This window comes from Vibrio sp. 10N.222.54.E6 (assembly GCF_041473955.1).
GTDB lineage: Bacteria > Pseudomonadota > Gammaproteobacteria > Enterobacterales > Vibrionaceae > Vibrio > Vibrio tasmaniensis_A.
This window is the reverse complement of the sequence record NZ_JBFRTD010000017.1, coordinates 251532-273510: the sequence shown is the minus strand read 5'-3', so window position 1 is coordinate 273510 and position 21979 is coordinate 251532. Positions and strand designations below refer to the sequence as shown.

At 43.9% G+C, this 21979-nt stretch carries 18 protein-coding genes; 12 read left to right on the top strand and 6 right to left on the bottom strand.

Annotation, left to right across the window (positions count from 1 at the left end; genetic code table 11):
* Position 1: 1 nt before the first annotated feature.
* On the bottom strand, positions 2-1930 hold the full coding sequence (gene thrS / locus AB4513_RS11740; protein ID WP_029223062.1) for a threonine--tRNA ligase: 1929 nt from the start codon (positions 1928-1930) through the stop codon (positions 2-4).
* 493 nt (positions 1931-2423) lie between these two features.
* Here thrS and AB4513_RS11735 point away from each other — a divergent pair, with 493 nt between their 5' ends.
* The 3 genes from AB4513_RS11735 to AB4513_RS11725 all read left to right on the top strand — a co-directional run bounded on the left by AB4513_RS11735 (position 2424) and on the right by AB4513_RS11725 (position 4893).
* Complete coding sequence (locus AB4513_RS11735) at positions 2424-3047, top strand: hypothetical protein (protein ID WP_009846503.1); 624 nt, start codon at positions 2424-2426, stop codon at positions 3045-3047.
* 1071 nt (positions 3048-4118) lie between these two features.
* Positions 4119-4313 carry a hypothetical protein gene (locus AB4513_RS11730; RefSeq protein WP_009846501.1) on the top strand — a complete coding sequence of 65 codons (195 nt, stop codon included), beginning with the start codon at positions 4119-4121 and terminating at the stop codon, positions 4311-4313.
* A 229-nt stretch (positions 4314-4542) separates the two neighbouring features.
* Positions 4543-4893, top strand: a complete 351-nt coding sequence (locus AB4513_RS11725) for a hypothetical protein (protein WP_009846499.1) — start codon at positions 4543-4545, stop codon at positions 4891-4893.
* Positions 4894-5137: 244 nt separating this feature from the next.
* Here the strand turns inward: AB4513_RS11725 and AB4513_RS11720 are convergent, their stop codons facing one another.
* Together AB4513_RS11720 and AB4513_RS11715 are read right to left on the bottom strand one after the other, a co-directional pair.
* Positions 5138-5953: a tetratricopeptide repeat protein gene (locus AB4513_RS11720; protein WP_009846498.1), complete on the bottom strand. Its 816-nt coding sequence runs from the start codon at positions 5951-5953 to the stop codon at positions 5138-5140.
* 160 nt (positions 5954-6113) lie between these two features.
* Positions 6114-6407, bottom strand: coding sequence for a hypothetical protein (locus AB4513_RS11715; protein WP_009846497.1), 294 nt, complete (start codon positions 6405-6407; stop codon positions 6114-6116).
* Positions 6408-6710: 303 nt separating this feature from the next.
* On the opposite strand from AB4513_RS11715, the gene AB4513_RS11710 reads away from it, so the two are divergent.
* Positions 6711-7694, top strand: coding sequence for a DUF3187 family protein (locus AB4513_RS11710; protein WP_009846496.1), 984 nt, complete (start codon positions 6711-6713; stop codon positions 7692-7694).
* Between the two features lie 118 nt (positions 7695-7812).
* Here AB4513_RS11710 and AB4513_RS11705 read toward each other — a convergent pair whose 3' ends face one another.
* Positions 7813-8556, bottom strand: a complete 744-nt coding sequence (locus AB4513_RS11705) for a sporulation protein (RefSeq protein ID WP_009846495.1) — start codon at positions 8554-8556, stop codon at positions 7813-7815.
* Positions 8557-8737: 181 nt separating this feature from the next.
* Between AB4513_RS11705 and hutC the strand changes: the two genes are divergently transcribed.
* From hutC to AB4513_RS11670, 7 genes are all read left to right on the top strand, one after another.
* Positions 8738-9451, top strand: a complete 714-nt coding sequence (gene hutC / locus AB4513_RS11700) for a histidine utilization repressor (protein ID WP_009846494.1) — start codon at positions 8738-8740, stop codon at positions 9449-9451.
* Between the two features lie 113 nt (positions 9452-9564).
* Entirely contained in the window at positions 9565-10815 is a 1251-nt protein-coding gene (hutI, locus tag AB4513_RS11695; RefSeq protein ID WP_009846493.1) for an imidazolonepropionase, read from the top strand.
* Positions 10802-11866, top strand: coding sequence for a formimidoylglutamase (hutG, locus tag AB4513_RS11690; RefSeq protein ID WP_009846492.1), 1065 nt, complete (start codon positions 10802-10804; stop codon positions 11864-11866). The genes hutI and hutG overlap by 14 nt, the downstream gene beginning before the upstream one ends.
* 78 nt (positions 11867-11944) lie before the next feature.
* Positions 11945-13639, top strand: coding sequence for a urocanate hydratase (gene hutU / locus AB4513_RS11685; protein WP_009846491.1), 1695 nt, complete (start codon positions 11945-11947; stop codon positions 13637-13639).
* 14 nt (positions 13640-13653) lie between these two features.
* The gene (hutH, locus tag AB4513_RS11680; RefSeq protein ID WP_032555189.1) at positions 13654-15186 is read left to right on the top strand and encodes a histidine ammonia-lyase; all 1533 of its coding nucleotides are present in this window, start codon (positions 13654-13656) and stop codon (positions 15184-15186) included.
* Between the two features lie 124 nt (positions 15187-15310).
* On the top strand, positions 15311-16360 hold the full coding sequence (locus AB4513_RS11675; RefSeq protein WP_102257341.1) for a histidine ammonia-lyase: 1050 nt from the start codon (positions 15311-15313) through the stop codon (positions 16358-16360).
* A 169-nt stretch (positions 16361-16529) separates the two neighbouring features.
* Positions 16530-17255, top strand: a complete 726-nt coding sequence (locus AB4513_RS11670) for a DUF3581 domain-containing protein (protein WP_009846488.1) — start codon at positions 16530-16532, stop codon at positions 17253-17255.
* A gap of 138 nt (positions 17256-17393) precedes the next feature.
* On the opposite strand, the gene AB4513_RS11665 is transcribed toward AB4513_RS11670, so the two are convergent.
* Both AB4513_RS11665 and AB4513_RS11660 read right to left on the bottom strand, forming a co-directional pair.
* Positions 17394-17855 (bottom strand): isoprenylcysteine carboxylmethyltransferase family protein, encoded by a 462-nt coding sequence (locus AB4513_RS11665; protein WP_009846487.1) that lies wholly within the window; start codon positions 17853-17855, stop codon positions 17394-17396.
* 66 nt (positions 17856-17921) lie between these two features.
* Positions 17922-20957 (bottom strand): FAD-binding and (Fe-S)-binding domain-containing protein, encoded by a 3036-nt coding sequence (locus tag AB4513_RS11660; RefSeq protein WP_009846486.1) that lies wholly within the window; start codon positions 20955-20957, stop codon positions 17922-17924.
* Positions 20958-21176: 219 nt separating this feature from the next.
* Between AB4513_RS11660 and AB4513_RS11655 the strand changes: the two genes are divergently transcribed.
* Positions 21177-21860 carry a DUF3334 family protein gene (locus AB4513_RS11655; protein ID WP_009846485.1) on the top strand — a complete coding sequence of 228 codons (684 nt, stop codon included), beginning with the start codon at positions 21177-21179 and terminating at the stop codon, positions 21858-21860.
* Positions 21861-21979 lie beyond the last annotated feature (119 nt).

The window sequence follows — 21979 nt, the reverse complement described above, 5'->3', positions numbered from 1 at the left end:
GCTATTCCTCCAGATTGAGCTTACGGCTTGAAACCTCGGCTTGGATGTATGAAATAAAGTCATCCACTTTAAATTTGCCAAGGTCCTTACCTTTACGTGTACGTACTGCAATTTCGCCGGCTTCCATTTCTTGGTCACCACACACAAGCATGAACGGTACACGTTTCAAAGTATGTTCGCGGATTTTAAAGCCAATCTTCTCATTTCTCAAGTCTGCTTTGACTCTAAATCCACTTTTTTGCAGTTTTTTCGCAATTTCTTGTACATATTCAGACTGTTTGTCTGTAATGCCCATAACAATTGCTTGTTCTGGCGCCAACCACGTTGGGAAGAAGCCAGCGTATTCTTCAATAAGAATACCGATGAAGCGTTCTAGTGAACCTAAAATCGCGCGGTGAATCATAACTGGCGTGTGACGCTCGTTATCTTCACCTACGTAAGTTGCACCTAAACGTTCTGGTAATGCAAAATCGAGCTGCACTGTACCACATTGCCATGCGCGGTCCAAACAATCATGCAAAGTAAATTCAATCTTAGGTCCGTAGAACGCACCCTCGCCTTCTTGAATCTCGTATGCAATCTCCATCGCCTCAAGCGCTTGCTTAAGATCGGCCTCTGCACGGTCCCACATTTCGTCTGAACCTACGCGCTGTTCTGGACGAGTAGATAGCTTAACAACAATGTTTTCGAAACCGAAAGTTGTGTAAGTATCGTAAACCATTTCAATACAAGCTTTAACTTCTTGCTGAACTTGGTCTTCAGTACAGAATACGTGAGCATCATCTTGAGTGAAGCCACGAACACGCATAATGCCGTGAAGTGCGCCAGACGGCTCGTTACGGTGACATGAGCCAAACTCAGCCATACGTAACGGTAGATCACGGTAAGATTTCAAACCTTGGTTAAAGATTTGAACGTGACCAGGGCAGTTCATTGGCTTGATCGCGTATTCACGGTTCTCTGAAGAAGTCGTGAACATCGCTTCAGCGTACTTATCCCAGTGACCAGAGCGCTCCCAAAGAACACGGTCCATCATTAATGGGCCTTTTACTTCTTGGTAATCGTACTCAGTCAGCTTCTGACGAATAAATACTTCTAGCTCACGGAAGATAGTCCAACCGTTATGATGCCAGAACACCATACCTGGTGCTTCTTGCTGCATGTGGAATAGATCTAAGTGCTTACCGATTTTACGGTGATCACGCTTAGCCGCTTCTTCTAGGCGCACTAGGTGAGCCTTAAGCGCTTTTTTGTCGTGGAATGCAGTGCCGTAGATACGTTGAAGCATCTTGTTGTCACTGTTACCACGCCAGTAAGCACCCGCTACGTTAAGTAGCGTGAAGTGTTGGCAGAAGCCCATATGTGGAACGTGTGGACCACGACACATATCGATGTATTCTTCATGATGGTACAGGCCTGGACGATCGTCTTTAGAAACGTTCTCATCCAGGATTTCGATTTTGTAAGTCTCGCCGCGAGCTTCGAATGCGTCACGCGCTTCCTGCCAGCTAACTTTCTTCTTAACAACCTGATACTTGGTCTTCGCTAGCTCTTTCATACGCTTTTCAATCTTTTCTAGATCTTCTTGCGTTAGAGAGTGCTCAAGGTCGATATCGTAGTAGAAACCGTTATCAATGGTAGGACCGATCGCCATTTTCGCTTCTGGAAAAAGCTGCTTAATCGCGTGACCTAAAAGGTGAGCACAAGAGTGACGAACGATCTCAAGGCCATCAACTTCATCTTTAGCTGTGATGATTTCTAGGCTTGCATCGTTTTCGATAAGATCACAAGCATCAACACGCTCGCCATCTACACGACCAGCAATGGTTGCTTTCGCAAGACCAGGACCGATTGATAGGGCAACATCTAGAGTTGATACAGGGTTGTCAAATTGACGCTGACTACCGTCAGGAAGAGTAATAATTGGCATTATTTGTCCTTTACAGTGGTGTTGCACACCAAGCAACACATGAAAATTATTTAATATATTTAATTCAACAAGTTAGATAACTTGATGGGGATATATGTAAGAATTGGTACAAATTCAGGTACAAATACAGATGCACCCTCATTTATTCCAAAGGTATTGTAACGAATTAACATGAAATGACAATAATGTACTGAACAAGAGGTTAAGGAAACATCTCACCTTCACTGACCGAATACGATTATTCTGCTGTTTTAATGCGATGCCCCCTCTTCTTACCCTCTCACAATACTAAGACCTATCATGGCTACAGATCAAGGTTACTCGCCACAAAGCAATCTAACACCTCTAATACATCACTAACCCATTGATTCATTGTTGAATCGAATATATAAATTAGGCATCATTCAGCCTCAAAATACGAAGCATTGCCGTATAAGAAGCATTAAGTACCAGAGTGAGTTTATCGAACCATCAAATAGTAAAGGTGAATGTAATGATGCTTGGTCGAGTTAAAGTTAACAATTTGTTCGCAACAATAGATTGGTGTTTGAAAAAAACATTTCCAACAGATTATGACTCTCGGTGTCTTTATACGGCTTGTGCAATATATTCGATACTGCAGAAAGAAGGTGTTAGTTCCATTATTGTCGGGGGTAATGTCGGCGCATTCACAATGTCAATCGATGGACGTCAAGCTTCCTTAGAGGGCTTTGCTGGTTCAAATCGTGATCAACCAAGTCATTATTGGGTTGAAGTCAACGATGTGTTACTGGATCCAAATGTTTCTTATCTACCAAAAAGCTCGAAAATACCAAGAGTACCAATGCCAATGATTGCTTGGAAGCGAAAAGGGACATTGCCAAAGAGTCTGCAATATAGAGCCCAAATTCGTTACGACGAAAATGTAGAGTTTAGGTTTCCAGGTGACATAGCCGAGCGTATCAGCGGTTTTGTTGATATGTGCCAAAAAAGGTATTCATCGAAAGCAGCAAAGAAGAAACTCTCTGGCTTTATACTTTCTTCACCGGAAAACTTACATCAATATGCAATTTCGGGTAACAAATGGGCAGTTGGAGCAATGCGCTTTGAATCATTACCGTCAGTGCCAACTATTTAGCATTGTAGTAATGGGACTTCACAAGCGCTTAAAACCGATTCCCAACACTCGGCATTTTTGGTTTGCTTCAGCTTAAATTTACAGCACAATAGCTTTAGGTAAGGTGGTTTGCGTTACTCACCACTTAACGCTGCTTTAGCAGTCCTTTTAGACTTCAGGAGACAAGTTAAGTTGGAAGAGCTTAAATATTTAGCGAGAACGTACTACTCCAATACTGTCAGTATGCGATATTTTGGAATGGAAGGTTTAGGGTACCTGTCTATTTCTATTATTCTGTTTGCTCTTGCTGGTTATTTACAGCTTGTTTTGGACTACGTAAACATATCAATTCTTCCAATGCTAATTGCAGGCTTTCTTGGTGGAATTGCACGGCGACATTATGACAAAAATCTCATTCGACATTTGTCCAGCTACACTCTTCTTGATAGTGATAATATCGACTTTCACAAAGCTGTTTATCTACAATCGCTTGTATCTCACATTGGTAAGTCACTTCTTGAAGCAATGAAGAACCTAAAGGAAGTGAGAGAGACTGATGCAAGTAAGCATGGTTTATCAACTCAATCAGAATGGAGTCGGTTTTTCCAGTTTATCTACTCCCCAGACTCGAAGAATAGGATTCTGAGCTTGGTTATTTACCTAATTAGTCTTATTGCTCTTATCACCGTTTCCAAATCGGAGAGTGATACAGTGTTATATGAATTATTGCAGAATGTTACTTGGGACAAGGTACAAAGCTTCGCTTTTTTTAGCATCATATTAATAGTTACAATGTACGCGTTGGTGGTGCTACCAATTTCGTTTGTATATAAATATTTCGCTGTACCGATCCTGTTAAAGGCGTCATCGGTAGATACTCTTTCAAGATTCTTTATATCTGAGTTAAATCGGTATGCGTACCTTGAATGTCGTGCTAATCGGAGCTGCTGACAAACGACTAAGAGTTATTCCCCACGCTCGGTATTTTTGGTTTGGGTGTAGTCCAGTGTTTATGGTGTTCTGGTTAAGTGTCTTGGCAAACATGACTCACACCTTAATATAGTGTTAAGTATACAGGAGATATTTTGAATTATGAGTGATGGAATAGTGGGCAAAGCAAAATTTCGCTGCTCAAAGTGTGGGGAGTTTTACGAAGAAGAAGTTACTTCTTTTGAAGTTACTGGTGGTTCAAGTAGGCAGATGGGGGATGAGAATGAATACACCGCAATAATCTCTGAAGAATGTCATAACTGTGGTTCCAGCTATGAGGTAGAGATGAAGGTTTGATAATACCCTATAGGTATTATCAATTACACATCTGAAAAATCGAGTGGCGTTGCAGAACTCGAAGCTGATTATGAGCTTTATGATACACCAGTACACGATAGCTCTAGGGTCATGGGGGCTGCAGCTGGAGGTGCAATATTTGGAGCATCAATTGGAGGCCCATTTGGCGCTATTATAGGTGGCATTTTAGGAGGCTTAATTGGAGACTCTGTAGCGAAAGGGGATAAAAATGGATAAAGCCATATATATTCCATCGGCTATATTGGGAGCTATCTTGATCTTAATATATACATACAGGTGTCACAGAGCGAAACGCGAGTTCAATCAGGCTGTAATGGTAAACGCCATACTTCAATCCAGTGGTATCATATGCGGTTTTTTGCTCATTCTAGGAACGTTTAATGATGATGCTAAAAAACTACTAAATGAAATTGATCTATACATATTAATCGCTGGTTTTGCGGTGACTGCAGCTTCAGTGAAAGGAATCTACAAGGATATATTCCTATCCACTGTAATCAAACCTCAAGAATCTAAAGCATCGCTAAAGCGTCAAGAGGAGGTCAAAACGAATCAGTAAACATAGCAAACTATTCAAGATTGATTTGCAACGCTTTGCATTTTTACCATTCGTTTGTTAAAGCAAACAAGATGGTTACAGCTTAGCGTTACGCATCACGCTCAAAACCTAAGTTCGATATTGGCAATTCAGTGTCATGCCAGTGGTGGTGGCTATATGACCCGAAAAATTTTTATTTCGCGGGGTGTAGCCGCGTTTGCGACCTTATAGGCTGCAGAAGAACCTAGGTTACTGAATTTACTGACTAGCTAGACAATAAAGATAGATGATATTTTGCGTAACTATTACCTTTAGATGCTGACGATTGTAACAGCAATATTGCTTTTTCTTTATCAACAGCTCCACCCTGCCCTCTCAAATAAAGCAATGCTAAGCGCAACTCACCTTTAGCATCTTCTAATTGTACAGCTTGTTTATAATACCGCTTCGCTTGCTCGTAATCCTGACCCACACCGTAACCATATTCATAGAGATACCCTAAGTGAACAAAAGCTAGGCTGTAAAACTGATTAGAAGATTTTTCAAACCAATATTTAGCTTTAGTGAAGTTCGTAGGTGTCCCATGCCCACGCTCATACATTTGAGCCAAATTATTTTGAGCATACATGTGGTTCTGTTCCGCAGCCTGCTTATACAAAGAGAAAGCCATCTCATAATTACCAAGCGTTGGAGATTGGCTATCATAAGATAATGCTAAATTATATATAGCATCCAAATTACCCTGAGCTACAGCCTGCTTGTACCACTCTTGTGCTTTGGGGTAATCCCTTTCTATAAAGTGGTATATCCAACCTATATTATTCATGCACGCTGGGTTGCTCACTTCAGGTGAAGTTAGATGCCAATCCAACAAGCTATTCAACGCTTTAGGGTTGCTATAATAATCAGAAGCTTTGATATCTTTACTGCAGCTTTTTTCTTCAAAAGAATAAATGGGTTCATGTTCAGTGCTCAAAATACTCACAGATTTTGGGCTACTTACACAACCCATGACTTGCTGGGTTAGCAATACGATGACTCCGGCTTTAAAAATGCTCTCCAAACCTATAACTTTTCCCACGAACCACAACTCCAAATTAATTATTCAGCAACGATACTATTGATCTCATCAATCTCTGCCATTGTGCCGCAAAAGCTGAGGCTTATTCAATCGAAATGCCGAAGATTACGATTCAACTTGAGTATAATTTCGATATGCAAGACGGCTGCCTTTAGAACATTCAATTATTGTAATGTTGATAACCAAATTGCACTCCTCCCAAATCTAGCCCTACACTCGATCTCGTTAGATAGCATCTCAGATATAAACTTCTCAAAAGAGAACTGGCCCAACTTGGTGACAAATCACATCGCTCAGCAATAAGTTGCGCTGTCACTTCTTCACCCTGCTTTATCGAATTAAATACCTTTAATTGGGTCTTGCTTAACTTCACCCATTTCACCTGGTGCGGGGCAAGTCGCGCAGCAGCCACTAAAGCGTGACTCACCTCACCTTTTTGCTCAAAATTACCCATACTAATACTGTCCTCTGCAATTATGATCTAGATGGTTTTTACTTGTTGATCTAATAGATCATTTTCAATGTGAACGTTTTTTAAAAATCAGCAATAAGACAGTCTCGCCAGCAATTTTTTAGCCACGAATGATAGGTTTCATATGCTAGCGGTAACTTCCCTGCCCCTCCTCTTTCCAGTCAAGCTGTATCAACTCAACTATTTGTCCTATCTCTTGTGAGTACGCCCTTCCAACTTATCTCTTACAAACGAGTTATTTAGAACTAAGCTATATAGAGGCAACGGAATGCGAATGAGGTGCATATGGGAAAACAGGCTGTCTTTATATCGTTCATACCACCTTTATCATTACTAATAGCAACTGTTGTTTTTACTCCAACCGCATGGGCCAACAAAGATTACGGCCCGCTAATCAGTTATACCCAAGCACCATTGCAGTCAGTTCGTCTTACTCCAACGCTCCGCTCTGGCTTTCCGCTCGAAGAAAACAAGCTTGAAGTATTTGCTTCTTTAACCGCCGCGAGTATATGGGCTAACTCTCACGACTATCATTTAGACTATTATCAGAATCAACTTCAAACAGGGCTGAAATGGCAACTAACAACAGCATGGCAAATAGAGTTCAACTACCGCTGGTTATACGCCGCCAACAATCACCTTGATAAAGTCATCATCAATTACCACGATCTATTTGGCATCGACCAAGCAGGGCGGGAACGTAAAGACAGACACCAATTTGATGTTTACGCGCCAAGCCATGGCATCAATATCAGTGACTTCTCTGGCGACACGCTGACAAGTGCTTTCACACTCTACACTCAATACCAAATCATAGACCTTGAAAACCACGGACTATCTTTTGGTGTCTCCCTCTATCATAACAACGTCAGCCACGGTGCATTTAAGGGAAACAGCACCGAACAAAGCGCTCAACTCAACTATGCATACCAACTCGACATCAATACCTTCTATACAAGCTTAGGGTTAGCGAATCAGTCCAGTAGAGAAGCAGAGAATAGCTTTTCGCATAAGAAGACGACATGGTCATGGATGGGCGGCTATCAACTCACGCTATTTGAAAACCATGAATTGCATCTTGAATACCGTTGGTATGAAGGCGCAGAAGATGGTGACACTGAGTTTTCAGAAGCCGCGAATGAAATGATGTTTGGCTATCGCTATCTCATGCAACGCTCGGCAGTTGAGATATCCATAATCGAGAACATCTTCAATATGGACAACTCCACCGATGTTGCCTTTCAATTGTCCTATCGGCACCAGTGGTAAACCCATTTCAGGACTGGACAGATAGTAGAATCAAAAAAGCCGAACGGTTAAGTTCGGCTTTAGAAATCGTATTACCGTCTCTCTATTAATAGACAGAATGACTACTAACAGAGACCGACTACGCACTCATGATTCTTGAGACTGCGTTGCGAATGTCAGAATCGGCCGCGTTTGCAGGCATGCTGAATGAGATGTATTGGTCGCCACGGAAGCTCATTGAGCGATCGATTTCTGCTAAGCAGTGAACCATTGAGCCTTCAACGATGAATGATAGCTCGATCTCTTTGTTATTCATGAAACCGCCGCTACGAAATTCAATCTCTTGGTAACAGCCAGAGCGAGAAGTAAAGCTGTTGCCTTTCAAGAAGCCCTTCTCTACGTCTGCTTTCACCATTGCCATTCCCGATGCTTCCACGCCTTGGATGATTTTAGCAACTGTTGGCAATGGGTGTACGGAGATGAAGTCGCGGTCTTTAGGATCAATCGCAAAGCCGATATCTAGGTTGGTTTCAACCCACACATGACACTGATTCATTTGCGCGTTCAACGCGGTGACTGGCGTTTCATCATTTAACTTAAGACGGAATGGCACCAATTTGGTTTCACCCGGTTGGATCACGAAAGGCTCTACGGCTTGAATACGACCTAACGAAAATGTTTCGTAGCTGGTGCTACCTTCCGTTTCGACTTTTACTTCTGTGTTGAGAACCAAGTTGATCAGGTCGATTTGTTGCTCAACGTCGCCGCCAACAATGTGAACATTGCCAGACAACTCTCCACCTTGGAAAACTTCAATATTATCTAAGACGGTATCAACTTTTGCTGCACCGATGCCCAAGGAGGCCTTTAATTTCTTAAACATATTATTTCCCTTTCTAATTATCTGATTTACGAATAGTTATTGCGTGACAATTTGCGACACTTGCCTCACAGAATCAAGCAATTTGCCCCATCTATGTTGAATAAGGTCACATTGCCCGAGGAAATGTTGAAATCGTGAAAAATTCCGTTACTCTATTTGTATAGTCAAATAAGGTTTCATTATGTCGAAAGCGCCGCTCTACCTTCAGATAAAACAGTTCATAGACGACAATATCACCAGTGGTCACTGGCCAGTGGGTTACCAGATAACCACAGAACTCGAACTCACCGAGCAGTTCAATGTGAGCAGAATGACGGTGAATAAAGCCATTCGAGATCTGGTGTCTGAAGGCAAGCTCATCAGGAAGCCAAGACTGGGCACTTTTGTTTGTGAGCCTGACGAAAAAGCGCAATCTCCTCTGCTTGATATCAACAACATCGCGCAAGAGATCAAAGACCGTGGCCAAACGTATACTAGCCAAGTTATCAAACACAAGAGCATCAAGGCTGATGAAAGCACGGCTACACGGCTAGGTGTGATGATCAATGCCGAAGTATTCTATAGTGAAATCATCCACTTTGCTGACAACACACCGATTCAATTAGAAGCGCGCTGGGTGAACTCTCAAACCGCTCCAAAATACCTAGAGCAAGACTTTTCAACCTCGACACCCAATGAATACCTTTCAAAAAGCTGCCCGTTGAGTGCTATCGAACACACGGTTGAAGCCATTATTCCTGACTCTCAAATAAGAACGTCACTAAAGTTATCAGAATCAGAGCCTTGCCTTCTTTTGAATAGAAGAACATGGAGCAAAGAACGCCTCATCAGCTTTGCATTGCTCTACCATCCCGGCTCTAAGTACAAATTAAGCTCCAAGATACTTCTAGATTAAAGAACATCATCCTGATCGCCGATCACATTTTTGCAACATCAACTTGATTCGGGTCAGCGTTTAGCCTATTTATTTGTATATACATTTAATGTTTAGCAAAGATCTAGGTGATTATGAATTTGATCCTCAAAAACGCACGAGTGGTCTCCATGAGTTCGGGAACCGATGGTTATCAGCCCACTTCCCCTCAAAATATCGTTATCGAAAACGGTAAGATCGTGTCCATCTCTTGTTCAAACCACGAGGCACTTGCTTCTGAATTAGAACAAGTAAGTGTTGATGGTTCTTTGGATTACGTCACCTATGACTGCAAAAACAAACTCGTCACCCCTGGGTTAATTGATTGCCACACTCACCTTGTATTTGCAGGTAATCGTGCCAATGAATTTGAGCAGCGTTTGAATGGTGTGTCTTACACCGACATCGCCAAGCAAGGCGGCGGCATTCTGGCGACAGTAACCGCGACCCGCGCAGCGCAAGAATCCGAACTGGTTGAAATGGCTTTGCCTAGACTCGATGGCCTGCTAAGAAGTGGCGTAACCAGCATCGAAGTAAAATCTGGCTATGGTTTAACACTTGAAGATGAGCTCAAGATGTTACGCGCAGCTAAAGCGTTAGAGAATCATCGCCGAATTAAGATCACCACCACTCTCCTTGCAGCGCATGCTGTGCCACCTGAATATAAAGAACAACCAGACAGCTATATCGATCTGGTTTGCCAAGAGATCATTCCTAAAGCCGCAGAGCAAGGACTCGCCGATGCAGTTGACGTGTTCTGCGAATCTATCGGCTTCAATTTAGAACAAACCGAACGTGTATTTGCAGCAGCCAAAGAACACGGACTAGCGATTAAAGGCCACACAGAACAGCTTTCAAATATGGGCGGCAGTGCGCTCGCAGCTAAATACGGTGCACTCTCTGTCGATCATGTTGAGTACCTTGATGAAACCGGAGTCAAGGCACTAGCGGAATCAGGCACAGTTGCGACCTTGCTACCCGGAGCTTTCTATTTCCTAAAAGAGACTCAACAACCGCCCGTTGCCCTACTTCGTGAACACGACATTCCAATGGCAATCGCGACCGACCTAAACCCCGGCACTTCTCCCTTTGCTGATTTAACTCTAATGATGAACATGAGCTGCACCCTGTTTAGTACGACGCCTGAAGAGGCGCTGCGCGGTGTAACTTGTAACGCTGCGGCTGCCATTGGCGACTCACAAACTAAAGGCAAAATTGAAGTTGGTTATGCCGCTGATTTAGCTATCTGGAATATCGAGCACCCTGCCGATCTAAGCTATCAAGTCGGTGTTCCTCATCTTCATAAACGCATTGTTAATGGCGAGGTGTGTCATGACTCAATCTAATTCCAACGGCATTCAAAAGAACTCAGAAACCGTACATAACTTCGTGTGGACGGGACGTAATGATCTTGAAGATGGCGCACTAGGTACACGCGTTCATCACATTACCAAACAAGTTCAAAGTAGCGATTTAGGTAACGAGCTTACTGATAGCGCTATCGCCTTAGTTGGCTTTGCCAGCGATGCAGGCGTTGCAAGAAACAAAGGACGAGTGGGCGCAAGACAAGCACCCAACCTGATTCGTCAAGCGTTGGCTAATATGGCTTGGCACAGTGATACACACATCGCGGACCTTGGTGACATCGAATGTAACGATGGTCAACTCGAAGTCAGTCAAAAACAGTGTGCTTCTGTTATTGCTAATGCTTTATCAACCAACAAAGTGATTACCCTTGGCGGTGGTCACGAAGTTGCTTGGGCATCTTTCCAAGGCCTCGCGGAACATTTACATAAAGCAGAACGCCTTCATAAAACTGAACGTATTGATAAAGATCAGCCAATACACAAACCTAAGATCGGCATCGTTAACTTTGATGCTCACTTTGATCTTCGTGAATTTGAAAGCGAAATCGCCGATGTTAAACCGAGCTCAGGCACGCCTTTCAACCAGATAAGTGATTACTGCCATACACATCAATGGCCGTTTCATTACGCTTGTCTTGGCGTGAGTGCTGCTAGCAATACCAAAGCGCTGTTTAACAAAGCTGACCAACTGGGTGTTTGGTATGAACACGACCGCAACATGACCCAAGTTAACCAAGTCGCTCAACTGGTTACGTTGCAAAAATTCATCGCTGAATGTGATTACCTCTATCTCACCATTGATCTCGATGTATTCCCCGCAGCGACTGCGCCGGGCGTAAGTGCACCAGCGGCAAGAGGCGTGAGCTATGAAGCACTCGCTCCGTTTCTAGAACAGATTTTCAAACACAGTGAAAAACTCATTATCGCGGACATTGCGGAATACAACCCAGACTACGACATCGATGGCCAAACGGCTCGATTGGCGGCACGTTTGTGTTGGGATATAGCCAGTGCAATGGCCAGCGACTAATCCAGCTATACCGATAACTACAACTACAACTACAACTACAACTACAACGATATAACGTGAAACAGAAGGAATTCCAAAATGACGGAACACCACAACAGTGACCCTCGTCTCGACACGACTCGCGAAATTCGCGCACCTCATGGCACCACTTTGCGCGCTAAATCTTGGTTAACAGAAGCACCACTGCGTATGCTGATGAACAACCTAGACCCTGATGTGGCAGAACATCCACATGCACTGGTTGTGTATGGCGGTATCGGTCGCGCGGCACGTGATTGGAAATGTTATGACAAGATTGTTGAAGTATTAGAGCGTTTAGAAGACGACCAAACGTTGCTTGTTCAATCAGGTAAACCTGTGGGCGTGTTCCCGACACATAAAAACGCACCTCGCGTACTGATCGCTAACTCGAACCTTGTTCCACACTGGGCGAACTGGGAACACTTCAACGAGCTCGATAAAGAAGGCTTGATGATGTACGGCCAGATGACCGCAGGTAGCTGGATTTACATTGGCTCACAAGGCATCGTTCAAGGCACTTATGAAACGTTTGTCGCTATCGCGAAGAAGCACTTTCAAGGAGAAGCAAACGGCAAGTGGGTTCTAACGGGTGGTCTTGGCGGTATGGGCGGTGCTCAACCTCTCGCAGCGACTATGGCTGGCTTCTCGATGATTGCGGTTGAATGTGATGAATCACGAATCGATTACCGCTTGCGTACAGGCTATGTCGACAAAAAAGCCACCAGCATAGATGAAGCGATGGCAATGATTAAAGAATCAGACACACCAATCTCTGTTGGCCTACTCGGTAACGCAGCAGATGTATTCCCAGAGCTTGTTGAACGCAATATCACGCCTGACGTAGTGACTGACCAAACCTCTGCCCACGATCCGCTGAACGGCTACTTGCCGCAAGGTTGGACGATGGAGAAAGCAGCACAAGAACGTACTATTGATGAAGCAAAAGTGGTGAAAGCCGCTAAGCAATCTATGGCTATTCAAGTTCAAGCTATGCTAGATCTTCAGTACCGTGGCGCTGCGACCGTAGATTACGGCAACAACATTCGCCAAATGGCACTTGAAGAAGGAGTGGAAAACGCATTTGATTTCCCAGGTTTCGTTCCTGCTTATATTCGTCCTTTATTCTGCGAAGGCATCGGCCCGTTCCGTTGGGCTGCTCTTTCTGGCGACCCTGAAGACATCTACAAAACAGACCAAAAAGTAAAAGAATTGATTCCAGATAACCCGCATCTACACAACTGGCTAGATATGGCGCGTGAACGTATTCAGTTCCAAGGCCTACCAGCTCGTATTTGTTGGGTTGGCTTGAAAGATCGTGAACGTTTAGGACAAGCATTCAATGAAATGGTGAAAAATGGCGAACTGAAAGCACCAGTTGTTATCGGTCGTGACCACCTAGATTCGGGCTCAGTAGCAAGCCCGAACCGCGAAACAGAAGGCATGATGGATGGCTCTGATGCAGTTTCTGATTGGCCTCTTTTGAATGCCCTTCTGAACACAGCTGGTGGCGCAACATGGGTTTCTCTGCACCATGGCGGCGGCGTTGGCATGGGCTTCTCACAACACTCAGGTATGGTGATTTGTTGTGACGGTAGCGAAGATGCATCACAACGTATTGCTCGTGTACTTCACAATGATCCGGCTACTGGCGTTATGCGTCATGCTGATGCGGGTTACGATATTGCCAAGCAGTGTGCTAAAGAGCAGAAGCTTGATTTACCTATGCTAAACGAAGAACTTCGTCGCCTTTAATGTCTGGAGAAAACATGTTGAATTTATTACTTAAGCCAGGACTTCTAGGCCTGCCTGAACTGCGTAAGATTAGCCGTAGCCCTGTGAATTTATCTCTCGATCCTGCAGCGATTCCTGATATAGAAGCGAGCATGCACGTTGTCGAACAAGTGATTGCTGAAGATCGCACTGTGTATGGCATCAACACGGGTTTTGGCTTGTTAGCAAATACCAAAATCGCCCCTGAGGATTTAGAAGTACTACAGAAAAGTATCGTGCTTTCTCACGCGGCGGGCATTGGTAAATTCATGTCTGATGAAACTGTTCGCTTGATGATGGTGTTAAAGATTAACAGCTTGTCTCGCGGTTACTCTGGTATCCGCCTCAAAGTGATTAATGCCCTTATCGATCTTGTGAACGCACAGGTTTACCCATGTGTTCCACAAAAAGGATCTGTGGGTGCTTCAGGAGATCTTGCTCCCCTCGCCCACATGAGTACGGTACTGCTAGGTGAAGGCCAAGCACGCCACAACGGCAAGATCATCACTGGCTTAGAAGCAATGCAGATCGCAGGCTTGGAGCCAATAACACTCGCTCCGAAAGAAGGCTTAGCTCTGTTAAACGGCACACAAGCATCGACAGCATTTGCATTAGAAGGTCTGTTTGCAGCTGAAGACTTATTCGCGTCTGCAACCGTGTGTGGTGCAATGTCTGTAGAAGCCGCGCTAGGTAGCCGTCGTCCGTTTGACCCTCGTATACACCGCGTTCGTGGTCATCGTGGCCAAATGGATGCAGCACTTGCTTACCGCCATATGCTTGATCAAAAGAGTGAAATTGGCGAATCACACACTTGCTGTGAAAAGGTTCAAGACCCTTACTCACTGCGTTGCCAACCTCAAGTGATGGGTGCTTGTTTGCAGCAGATTCGTAACTCAGCAGAGACTTTAACGATTGAAGCGAATGCCGTATCCGACAACCCGCTTGTTTTCGCTGACGATGGCGACATCATTTCAGGTGGTAACTTCCACGCAGAGCCCGTCGCAATGGCAGCCGATAACCTTGCACTAGCGATAGCTGAAATCGGTAGCTTGTCAGAACGTAGAATGGCGCTGCTGATTGATAGCGCACTAAGCAAACTTCCACCTTTCTTGGTCGATAACGGCGGCGTGAACTCTGGCTTTATGATTGCTCAGGTTACCTCTGCAGCATTGGCAAGTGAGAACAAAACCTTGGCTCATCCGGCGTCAATAGACAGCCTACCTACTTCTGCCAACCAAGAAGACCACGTATCAATGGCCACCTTTGCCGCGCGTAGGCTTAGATACATGGCTGAAAACACCCGTGGGATATTGGCAGTAGAATATTTAGCAGCAGCACAAGGACTCGACTTCCGAGCGCCTAATCTATCTTCCCCTCGTGTGGAAGAAGCGAAGCAGATTTTGCGTGAGAAAGTGAGCTTCTACGATAAAGACAGATATTTTGCTCCAGATATTGAACAAGCTAACCTGTTACTCAAGTTATCCGTTCATAACCACCTAATGCCAGAAGGAACACTGTCAAGTTTTTAGTACTTTCCGTATACTGGGCTGTACTCTCGTTACAGCCCACTTGTCCATAAAAAATGAATACACTTATTGATAGGAGTGAGACTATCCGAAAAATCATCACTCACCGTCGGAAAGTTCATTACCAATGATAACAAAAAAATCCCCAATCCTGCTTACAACAGCCCTTATCAGCACCTTATTCTTAGCCGGCTGTGGATCAGACTCAAGCAATAAAGCACCAGCAAAACCAACGACTCCAACGACTCCAACGACTCCAACGACTCCAACGCTAACGAAAGTCGCGACCTATACCAGCATTAAAAACTGTTCAACAGCAGCTGAAGTGCCAAACTGTGCTTTTGAAAAAGGTATTTACATTCTGCCGATTGGTCCAAACATTACTCAAGTTCAGCAAGATGCCGTAAAACTGCAAGTCGAAAATTTGCTTAAATGGGCTCATGATGATGTAAGAAAACAGTTTAGCCAGAAAAAAATACTCATTGGCATTTCCGAAGAAGAGCCAAATCCATCAACAGCCCACGGTAAGTTCATTATTGCACTTGCACAAAACATCTATGCGAGCAGCCCTAATATCAATGGCTTAGAATTGATTTACACTACAAGATCGGGGATGGATGAAACACTAAGTACCACGACATATCAAAAGCTTATGCAAGTTTTCGATTACTACGTTGATGGTGACAACAATACAGCCGTAGGTGCCGAGTTAACTAAGAGCTACGAAGGCTTCAAGACTCTTGTTAATAAGAAAATAGGAACCGGTACACAAGCTCTAGGTTACCTAAAATATAACGAATGTAATTACGGTAACGGACAATTAGGTTCAGATCGTATTGATGGCACTCCGAGTAAATGTCTGGCCGATAATGGTACGAGCATTAATGACGAAGGCGATGAGATTTCAAACGGCAAGTTAGACTATACCCACACTATCAAAAAGAACCTCAACCCTGGTGCATTTTTGGGGTTAGTTTATGAATACAAAGTAAACCCTGCTAACGGTAAATACCCGAACGAGCTGAAAGACGCAAACCAACCAAAAGGTTTTACGGCAATTGGTAAAATTGCAAGTGGTGAAACAACAACCGCTAATTACCCATTTAACTACGCAAACCTTGCTTTTGCACCGATGAGTGATTACTTAGATAAGTGGTTCTTCCCTAATAAAAAATAAGCTTATATAAATAAAGGTCTAGATTTTCTAGACTTTTATTATTTTTACGGCACCAAAAGTCCCGCTCACCAATCTCCCTCCTTTTTCGGCCCTCGTAAACTGGATAGACCATTAAAACCAAGTTAGTTAGCTATAATCCCCGCCAGATTTGATGACTAATAGCGATACTATGTTTCTGATACCTTACTTTTCTACTGAAGACAATCAATTTCAATTCACTCGTGAACAAGCTAGCCACTTTGCTAAAAAAGTAGCCGCTGACTTCAACCCAATTCACGATGAAGACAACAAACGCTTCTGCGTGCCTGGCGATCTTTTGTTTGCAGTACTTCTGCAAAAAGAAGGCATCAGCCAAAAAATGCGTTTTGATTTTTCAGGTATGGTGGGTAACGGTATTGCGCTAAGCGTTGACAACAAGTGTGAGAAAGAAAGCTCACTGGTTGACGAGAAAGGCAAAGAGTACCTACACATGTCTTGTGAAGGTGAAAAGAGCCACGATCAAGCATTCATCGAACACGTAGTAACAAACTACGTTAAGTTCTCAGGCATGAACTTCCCACACATCATGGTTCCTCTTATGGAAGAACAACAAATGATGATCAACTGCCAACGTCCTCTTGTGATTTACGAGAGCATGGAAGTTGAATTTACTCGCCTAGACCTATCTCACCCAGAAGTTGAATTCTCTGGTGCGACTTTTGATGTTGAAGGCAAGCGTGGCATCGTGACACTGAACTTTGATTTCAAAGAAGACGGTGAAGTAGTCGGTAAAGGCGTAAAGCGCATGGTAGCAAGTGGTCTTAAGCCATACGACCAAGCTTCTGTAGACGACCTAGTAAACCGCTTCAACGAACGTAAAGAGATGTTTCTAGCTCAGTTCGCAGCTGCCGCTTAATCAGCACTCTTATTTACATCACTTGATGTAAATAACTAGAGACAAGATCAATAAAGCCCAGCTTGGTATCACAAGCTGGGCTTTTTTATTTCGATGACTAATGACATCAAGTCACTCAAGCCTGTATTCAAGTCAGAACTAAATCCAGCGCCTAACCTTTTGTTTGTAATCAACATATTCCGCACCGAATAATTGCTCTAGAGCGCGTTCTTCTGGCTTAATTTGGAACTGATTCATGTAGATTACGAATACAAAACTGAGTAAGACACTGAACAGGTTTTGGAAGAAGTAGCCAAAACAAAACAGTAGGATAAATAGCCCTAGATACATTGGGTTTCGCGTGTAGCCAAAGATTCCACTGTCCACAACTGCAGAAGCGGTGTCGACTTTGATCGGATTAACGGTGGTTTTCTGTTTGCGAAACTCCCATATGCCTGATATCCCAATAACACCACTCAAGACAATCCCGATACCGAGCACAACCATTCGATAAGGCATTGCCAATGTTCCTTGGCTCAACTGCTGAGCGCAGAAGTATGATGCTACGAATACAATAATGAACAGTGCAACGGGTGATACTTTTAATTCTAGAAAATTCATACTTTTCCTTATTAACATTCCTTTGTTAGTTTAGAAAAAAGCCCAGCAATTGCTGGGCTAAATGTATTAAAGAATTTTTGCTAGCGCTTGTAATGGGTGAGCAAGCTTCTCACCTTCAAAACGCTTCACTTGGCTACGGCAAGAATAACCCGTCACCAAACAACGATCTTTTGGTAAGTCCTGCATTTGAGGCTTCCAGCTTAAACCGTATATGTCTTTCGACATTTGTAACTTATCAACTTCATGCCCGAAGGTGCCCGCCATACCACAACAGCCAACCGGAACGCTGGTTAACGCAGCACCAAAGTGCTTGAAGATAGTGCCCCACTCTTTTTCAGCGTTCGGCATTTTGGTTTTCTCAGTACAGTGAGCAAACAAGTACCACATATCTTCACTTGCTGAACGTGCTTCGAACTCACCTAACGATGGCATTAACCATTCATGCACGGTAAGCACATCAAAGTCGCCACGTTTGTCACCTAAGATCTCTACGTATTCATCGCGGTAACAAAGCACAAGAGCCGGGTCCACACCCACCAAAGGAATACCGATATCCGCCACCATCGACAAGAAATCCGATGTTGATTTCGCTTCACGCGCAAAACGACTTAAGAAGCCTTTAATGTGCAGAGCTTTACCATTTGGCTTAAACGGCAGCAACACCGGAGTTTTACCAAGTTTTTGAGCCAGAGTGACGAAGTCTTCAATCACCTCCGCATCATAAAAGCTAGTGAACGGGTCTTGAACGATCAGCACATGCTGTTTCTTCTCTTCAGAAGACAAGCCTTCTAAGTACTGTAAGTCGAAGAGTTGCAGCTCTTTGCTCGCCAGACGATTTTTAAGTGTAGGTACCGACATCAAAGGAGCATCAACATAACCGACCGTCCTAGCCGTTGCCGTTTGTATCCACTTTTGACCCAATGCAGCGTTCACTACTTTTGGCGCTTTCGCCATCAGCGGCAGCATGGTTTCAATGTTAGCGACTAAATAGTCTTTTGCTGGGCGCTGGTAACGCGAATAGTAGATGTTTAAGAATCGAGAACGGAAACTTGGTACATCAACTTTAATAGGACACTGGCTCGCACACGCTTTACACGCCAAACAACCGTTCATCGCTTCATGAACTTCATGTGAGAAATCGTACTCATGGCGTTTGTTCATCGTGTTACGAACACGTTCCACCATGGTTTTAATCGGAGTATTGTCCTTCAGCGCTTCTTGCTCTAAATCGAGAATATCGACGCCTTGTTCCGTTAACTGACGCAACCATTCACGAACCAAGCCTGCACGGCCCTTTGGTGAATGACGACGGTCAGCCGTGACTTTCATCGAAGGACACATTGGCGAACTCGTATCGTAGTTGAAACACAAGCCGTTACCATTACATTCCATCGCTTGCTTGAAGCTATCACGGACTTGTACGTCGATCTGACGATCGTAGAAACCACGCTTGGTATCAGTGACTTTCACCAACTCAGCATCGCTTTCTAACGGCGTACAGATCTTGCCTGGGTTCATCTTGTTATGCGGGTCAAATGCCGCTTTAACTCGTCTTAATTCGGTAAACAGCTCTTCACCAAAGAAGTCAGGACCATACTCAGAACGGAAGCCTTTACCGTGTTCACCCCACATCAAGCCGCCGTATTTAGCCACCAGCTTAACCACTTCATCAGAGACTTCATGCATCAATGCTTCTTGCATCGGATCACACAAATCTAAAGCAGGACGAACGTGCAGTACGCCCGCATCCACGTGACCAAACATGCCGTAGTTCAACTCTTTTGAATCGAGTAATACTCTAAATTCAGAGATGAAGTCGGCCAAGTTTTCTGGTGGTACACAGGTATCTTCAGCAAAAGCGACTGGCTTAGCTCGGCCTTTCGCCGCACCTAATAGGCCTACCGCTTTCTTACGCATGTTGTAGATTCGGCCAATGCTCGCCAAATCACTGCACACTTGGAAGCCAATCACACCGGCTTCTTCAGTTTCTACCATGCTTTCAAGCTGTGCGGTCAGCGCTTGAACTTGTTGTTCAACTTCCGCTTCATCTTGGCCTGCAAACTCAACCATGTTGATGCCAAGCATCTCTTTATTTGGAACATCCATCAGCAAATCGCTCACGGTGTGCCAAACAATGTCTTGTTTCGCTAGGTTCAATACTCTTGAGTCAACGGTTTCAACAGACAGCGCTTTCGCTTCTACCATGAACGGCGCATTACGCAGTGCAGAATCGAACGTATTGTATTTCACGTTAACCAACGTTCGTGCTTTTGGAATCGGCGTGAGGTTCAGCTTTGCTTCAGTGATGAATGCTAATGAACCTTCTGCACCACATAGAACACGAGTCAGGTCAAAGCTATCGTCTTCTTCGTTGATTGCGTTCTTTAAATCGTAACCAGTTAAGAAGCGGTTCAATGGTGGGAATTTATTAAGAATTTGAGCGCGCTTATCTCGACAAACGGCTTCAGTTACTGCAAGGGCATGGTGAGCAAATTCACCTTCAGCAGGTAAGCCGTGTGATAAATCGGATTCGAGACATGAACCATCTGCGAAGACCGCTTGCAGCGACAACACATGGTCAGACGTTTTACCGTACTTCAATGACCCTTGGCCCGAAGCATCGGTATTGATCATGCCACCTAAGGTTGCTCGGTTACTGGTAGAAAGGTCTGGAGAGAAAAAGTAACCATACGGACGCACAGCATCGTTCAATTGGTCTTTAACGATACCTGACTGAACTCTTACCCAGCCTTCTTGCTCGTTAATCTCAAGAACCTTGTTCATATAACGAGACAGGTCAACCACGACGCCTTTTGTTAAAGACTGTCCGTTAGTACCGGTACCACCGCCACGAGGGGAAAAGGTCACGCGTTCGTAAGCAGATTTTGCACCCACTTTACCGAGCAGCACAACGTCTTGGGTTGTTTTAGGGAGAATAACTGCCTGCGGCAATTGCTGATAGACACTGTTATCAGTCGCCACAGCCAAACGGCTAGAATATTGAGATTCAATGTCGCCAGTAAAGCCCGCTGTTTTTAGTTCATCTAAAAAGCGTACGACTACTGGATCGACATCAGCATTGAGTTGAAGTCTTGGTAACATTTGCTTCCTGCCCCTACTTCGCTGATCCTATCAGCATTGGGTTATCTGAGATTTTTAATATTTTTCTTTGAATTTCGTCACTTTACTACTATTAAGATCATATAAAAAGGTGATCAAATAAGAATCTCGGTGCAAGAATGGAGAAATAGTCACTTTCGTCTTAATTCAGTAGTAAGATAGTAGATAACTTTTTTACGACATCTCCATGAGCAAATAACAATGAAAAAAAGCAAAACAGTCACAACTGAAGATATTCTTCTTAAGCTATGCCAATCAGTCTCAAACGTACTTACTTCAGCGACGGCTTCACAGGTGTCCTACTCAGCCATGGTTCAAAAGATCAACAAGACAAGTCTTAAGCCAGATTTTGGTTGTTTCGTCTTGTTCGACGGCGGGTTTTCAGGTCTTGTTGTGATCAATTTTACGTCGAAAGCAGCGCTAGAGATCTACACAAATTACATGCGTAATATGGGCATGCCTGAAGACGAACTCGCTGTACTTCATACTTCAGACGAAGTAGGTGATGTATTAGGTGAGTTGATGAACCAGTTGGTTGGCGACTTTACCAACAAAATCCGTAAAGAACTGCAGACTAACATCACACAAAACCAACCGAAAATGCTGGCATTGAACAAGCAAGTGAACCTTTCTGTTGATACTAACTTAGATCGCCCGCAAGCTCGTCGTGTTACTTTCTCTACTGCCGACAACAACATTTTCTACCTTGAGCTTGCAATGGACAAAACAGAATTCATCCAATTGGAAGAATTCGAAATCGCTGAAGACGAATGTCCAGACAGCATTCTTGAAGCGACTCAGAAAAAAATGCAAGAACCAAAGCAGCCAGAGCAAAGTTCAGGCAACGATTCTGCAGCTGATTTACTCGATGAACTTGGAATCTAGGTTACAAATACTCTAGTTAATCAAGAAAATCGTGTCACTAACGCCATCAATCCTCTTGATGGCGTTTTGTTTTGTCCGGGACCCGCCGCTTCCTTCCTATGTCCTTATCTTCCATAATC

Coding starts and splice junctions, on each gene's coding strand:
- AB4513_RS11675 (WP_102257341.1), top strand. CDS start 15,311: ATGATAACAAAAAAATCCCCAATCCTGCTTACAACAGCCCTTATCAGC.
- hutU (WP_009846491.1), top strand. CDS start 11,945: ATGACGGAACACCACAACAGTGACCCTCGTCTCGACACGACTCGCGAA.
- AB4513_RS11670 (WP_009846488.1), top strand. CDS start 16,530: ATGTTTCTGATACCTTACTTTTCTACTGAAGACAATCAATTTCAATTC.
- AB4513_RS11655 (WP_009846485.1), top strand. CDS start 21,177: ATGAAAAAAAGCAAAACAGTCACAACTGAAGATATTCTTCTTAAGCTA.
- AB4513_RS11710 (WP_009846496.1), top strand. CDS start 6,711: ATGGGAAAACAGGCTGTCTTTATATCGTTCATACCACCTTTATCATTA.
- AB4513_RS11735 (WP_009846503.1), top strand. CDS start 2,424: ATGATGCTTGGTCGAGTTAAAGTTAACAATTTGTTCGCAACAATAGAT.
- hutI (WP_009846493.1), top strand. CDS start 9,565: ATGAATTTGATCCTCAAAAACGCACGAGTGGTCTCCATGAGTTCGGGA.
- hutG (WP_009846492.1), top strand. CDS start 10,802: ATGACTCAATCTAATTCCAACGGCATTCAAAAGAACTCAGAAACCGTA.
- AB4513_RS11715 (WP_009846497.1), bottom strand. CDS start 6,407: ATGGGTAATTTTGAGCAAAAAGGTGAGGTGAGTCACGCTTTAGTGGCT.
- thrS (WP_029223062.1), bottom strand. CDS start 1,930: ATGCCAATTATTACTCTTCCTGACGGTAGTCAGCGTCAATTTGACAAC.
- AB4513_RS11705 (WP_009846495.1), bottom strand. CDS start 8,556: ATGTTTAAGAAATTAAAGGCCTCCTTGGGCATCGGTGCAGCAAAAGTT.
- AB4513_RS11660 (WP_009846486.1), bottom strand. CDS start 20,957: ATGTTACCAAGACTTCAACTCAATGCTGATGTCGATCCAGTAGTCGTA.
- AB4513_RS11725 (WP_009846499.1), top strand. CDS start 4,543: ATGGATAAAGCCATATATATTCCATCGGCTATATTGGGAGCTATCTTG.
- hutH (WP_032555189.1), top strand. CDS start 13,654: ATGTTGAATTTATTACTTAAGCCAGGACTTCTAGGCCTGCCTGAACTG.
- AB4513_RS11665 (WP_009846487.1), bottom strand. CDS start 17,855: ATGAATTTTCTAGAATTAAAAGTATCACCCGTTGCACTGTTCATTATT.
- AB4513_RS11730 (WP_009846501.1), top strand. CDS start 4,119: ATGAGTGATGGAATAGTGGGCAAAGCAAAATTTCGCTGCTCAAAGTGT.
- hutC (WP_009846494.1), top strand. CDS start 8,738: ATGTCGAAAGCGCCGCTCTACCTTCAGATAAAACAGTTCATAGACGAC.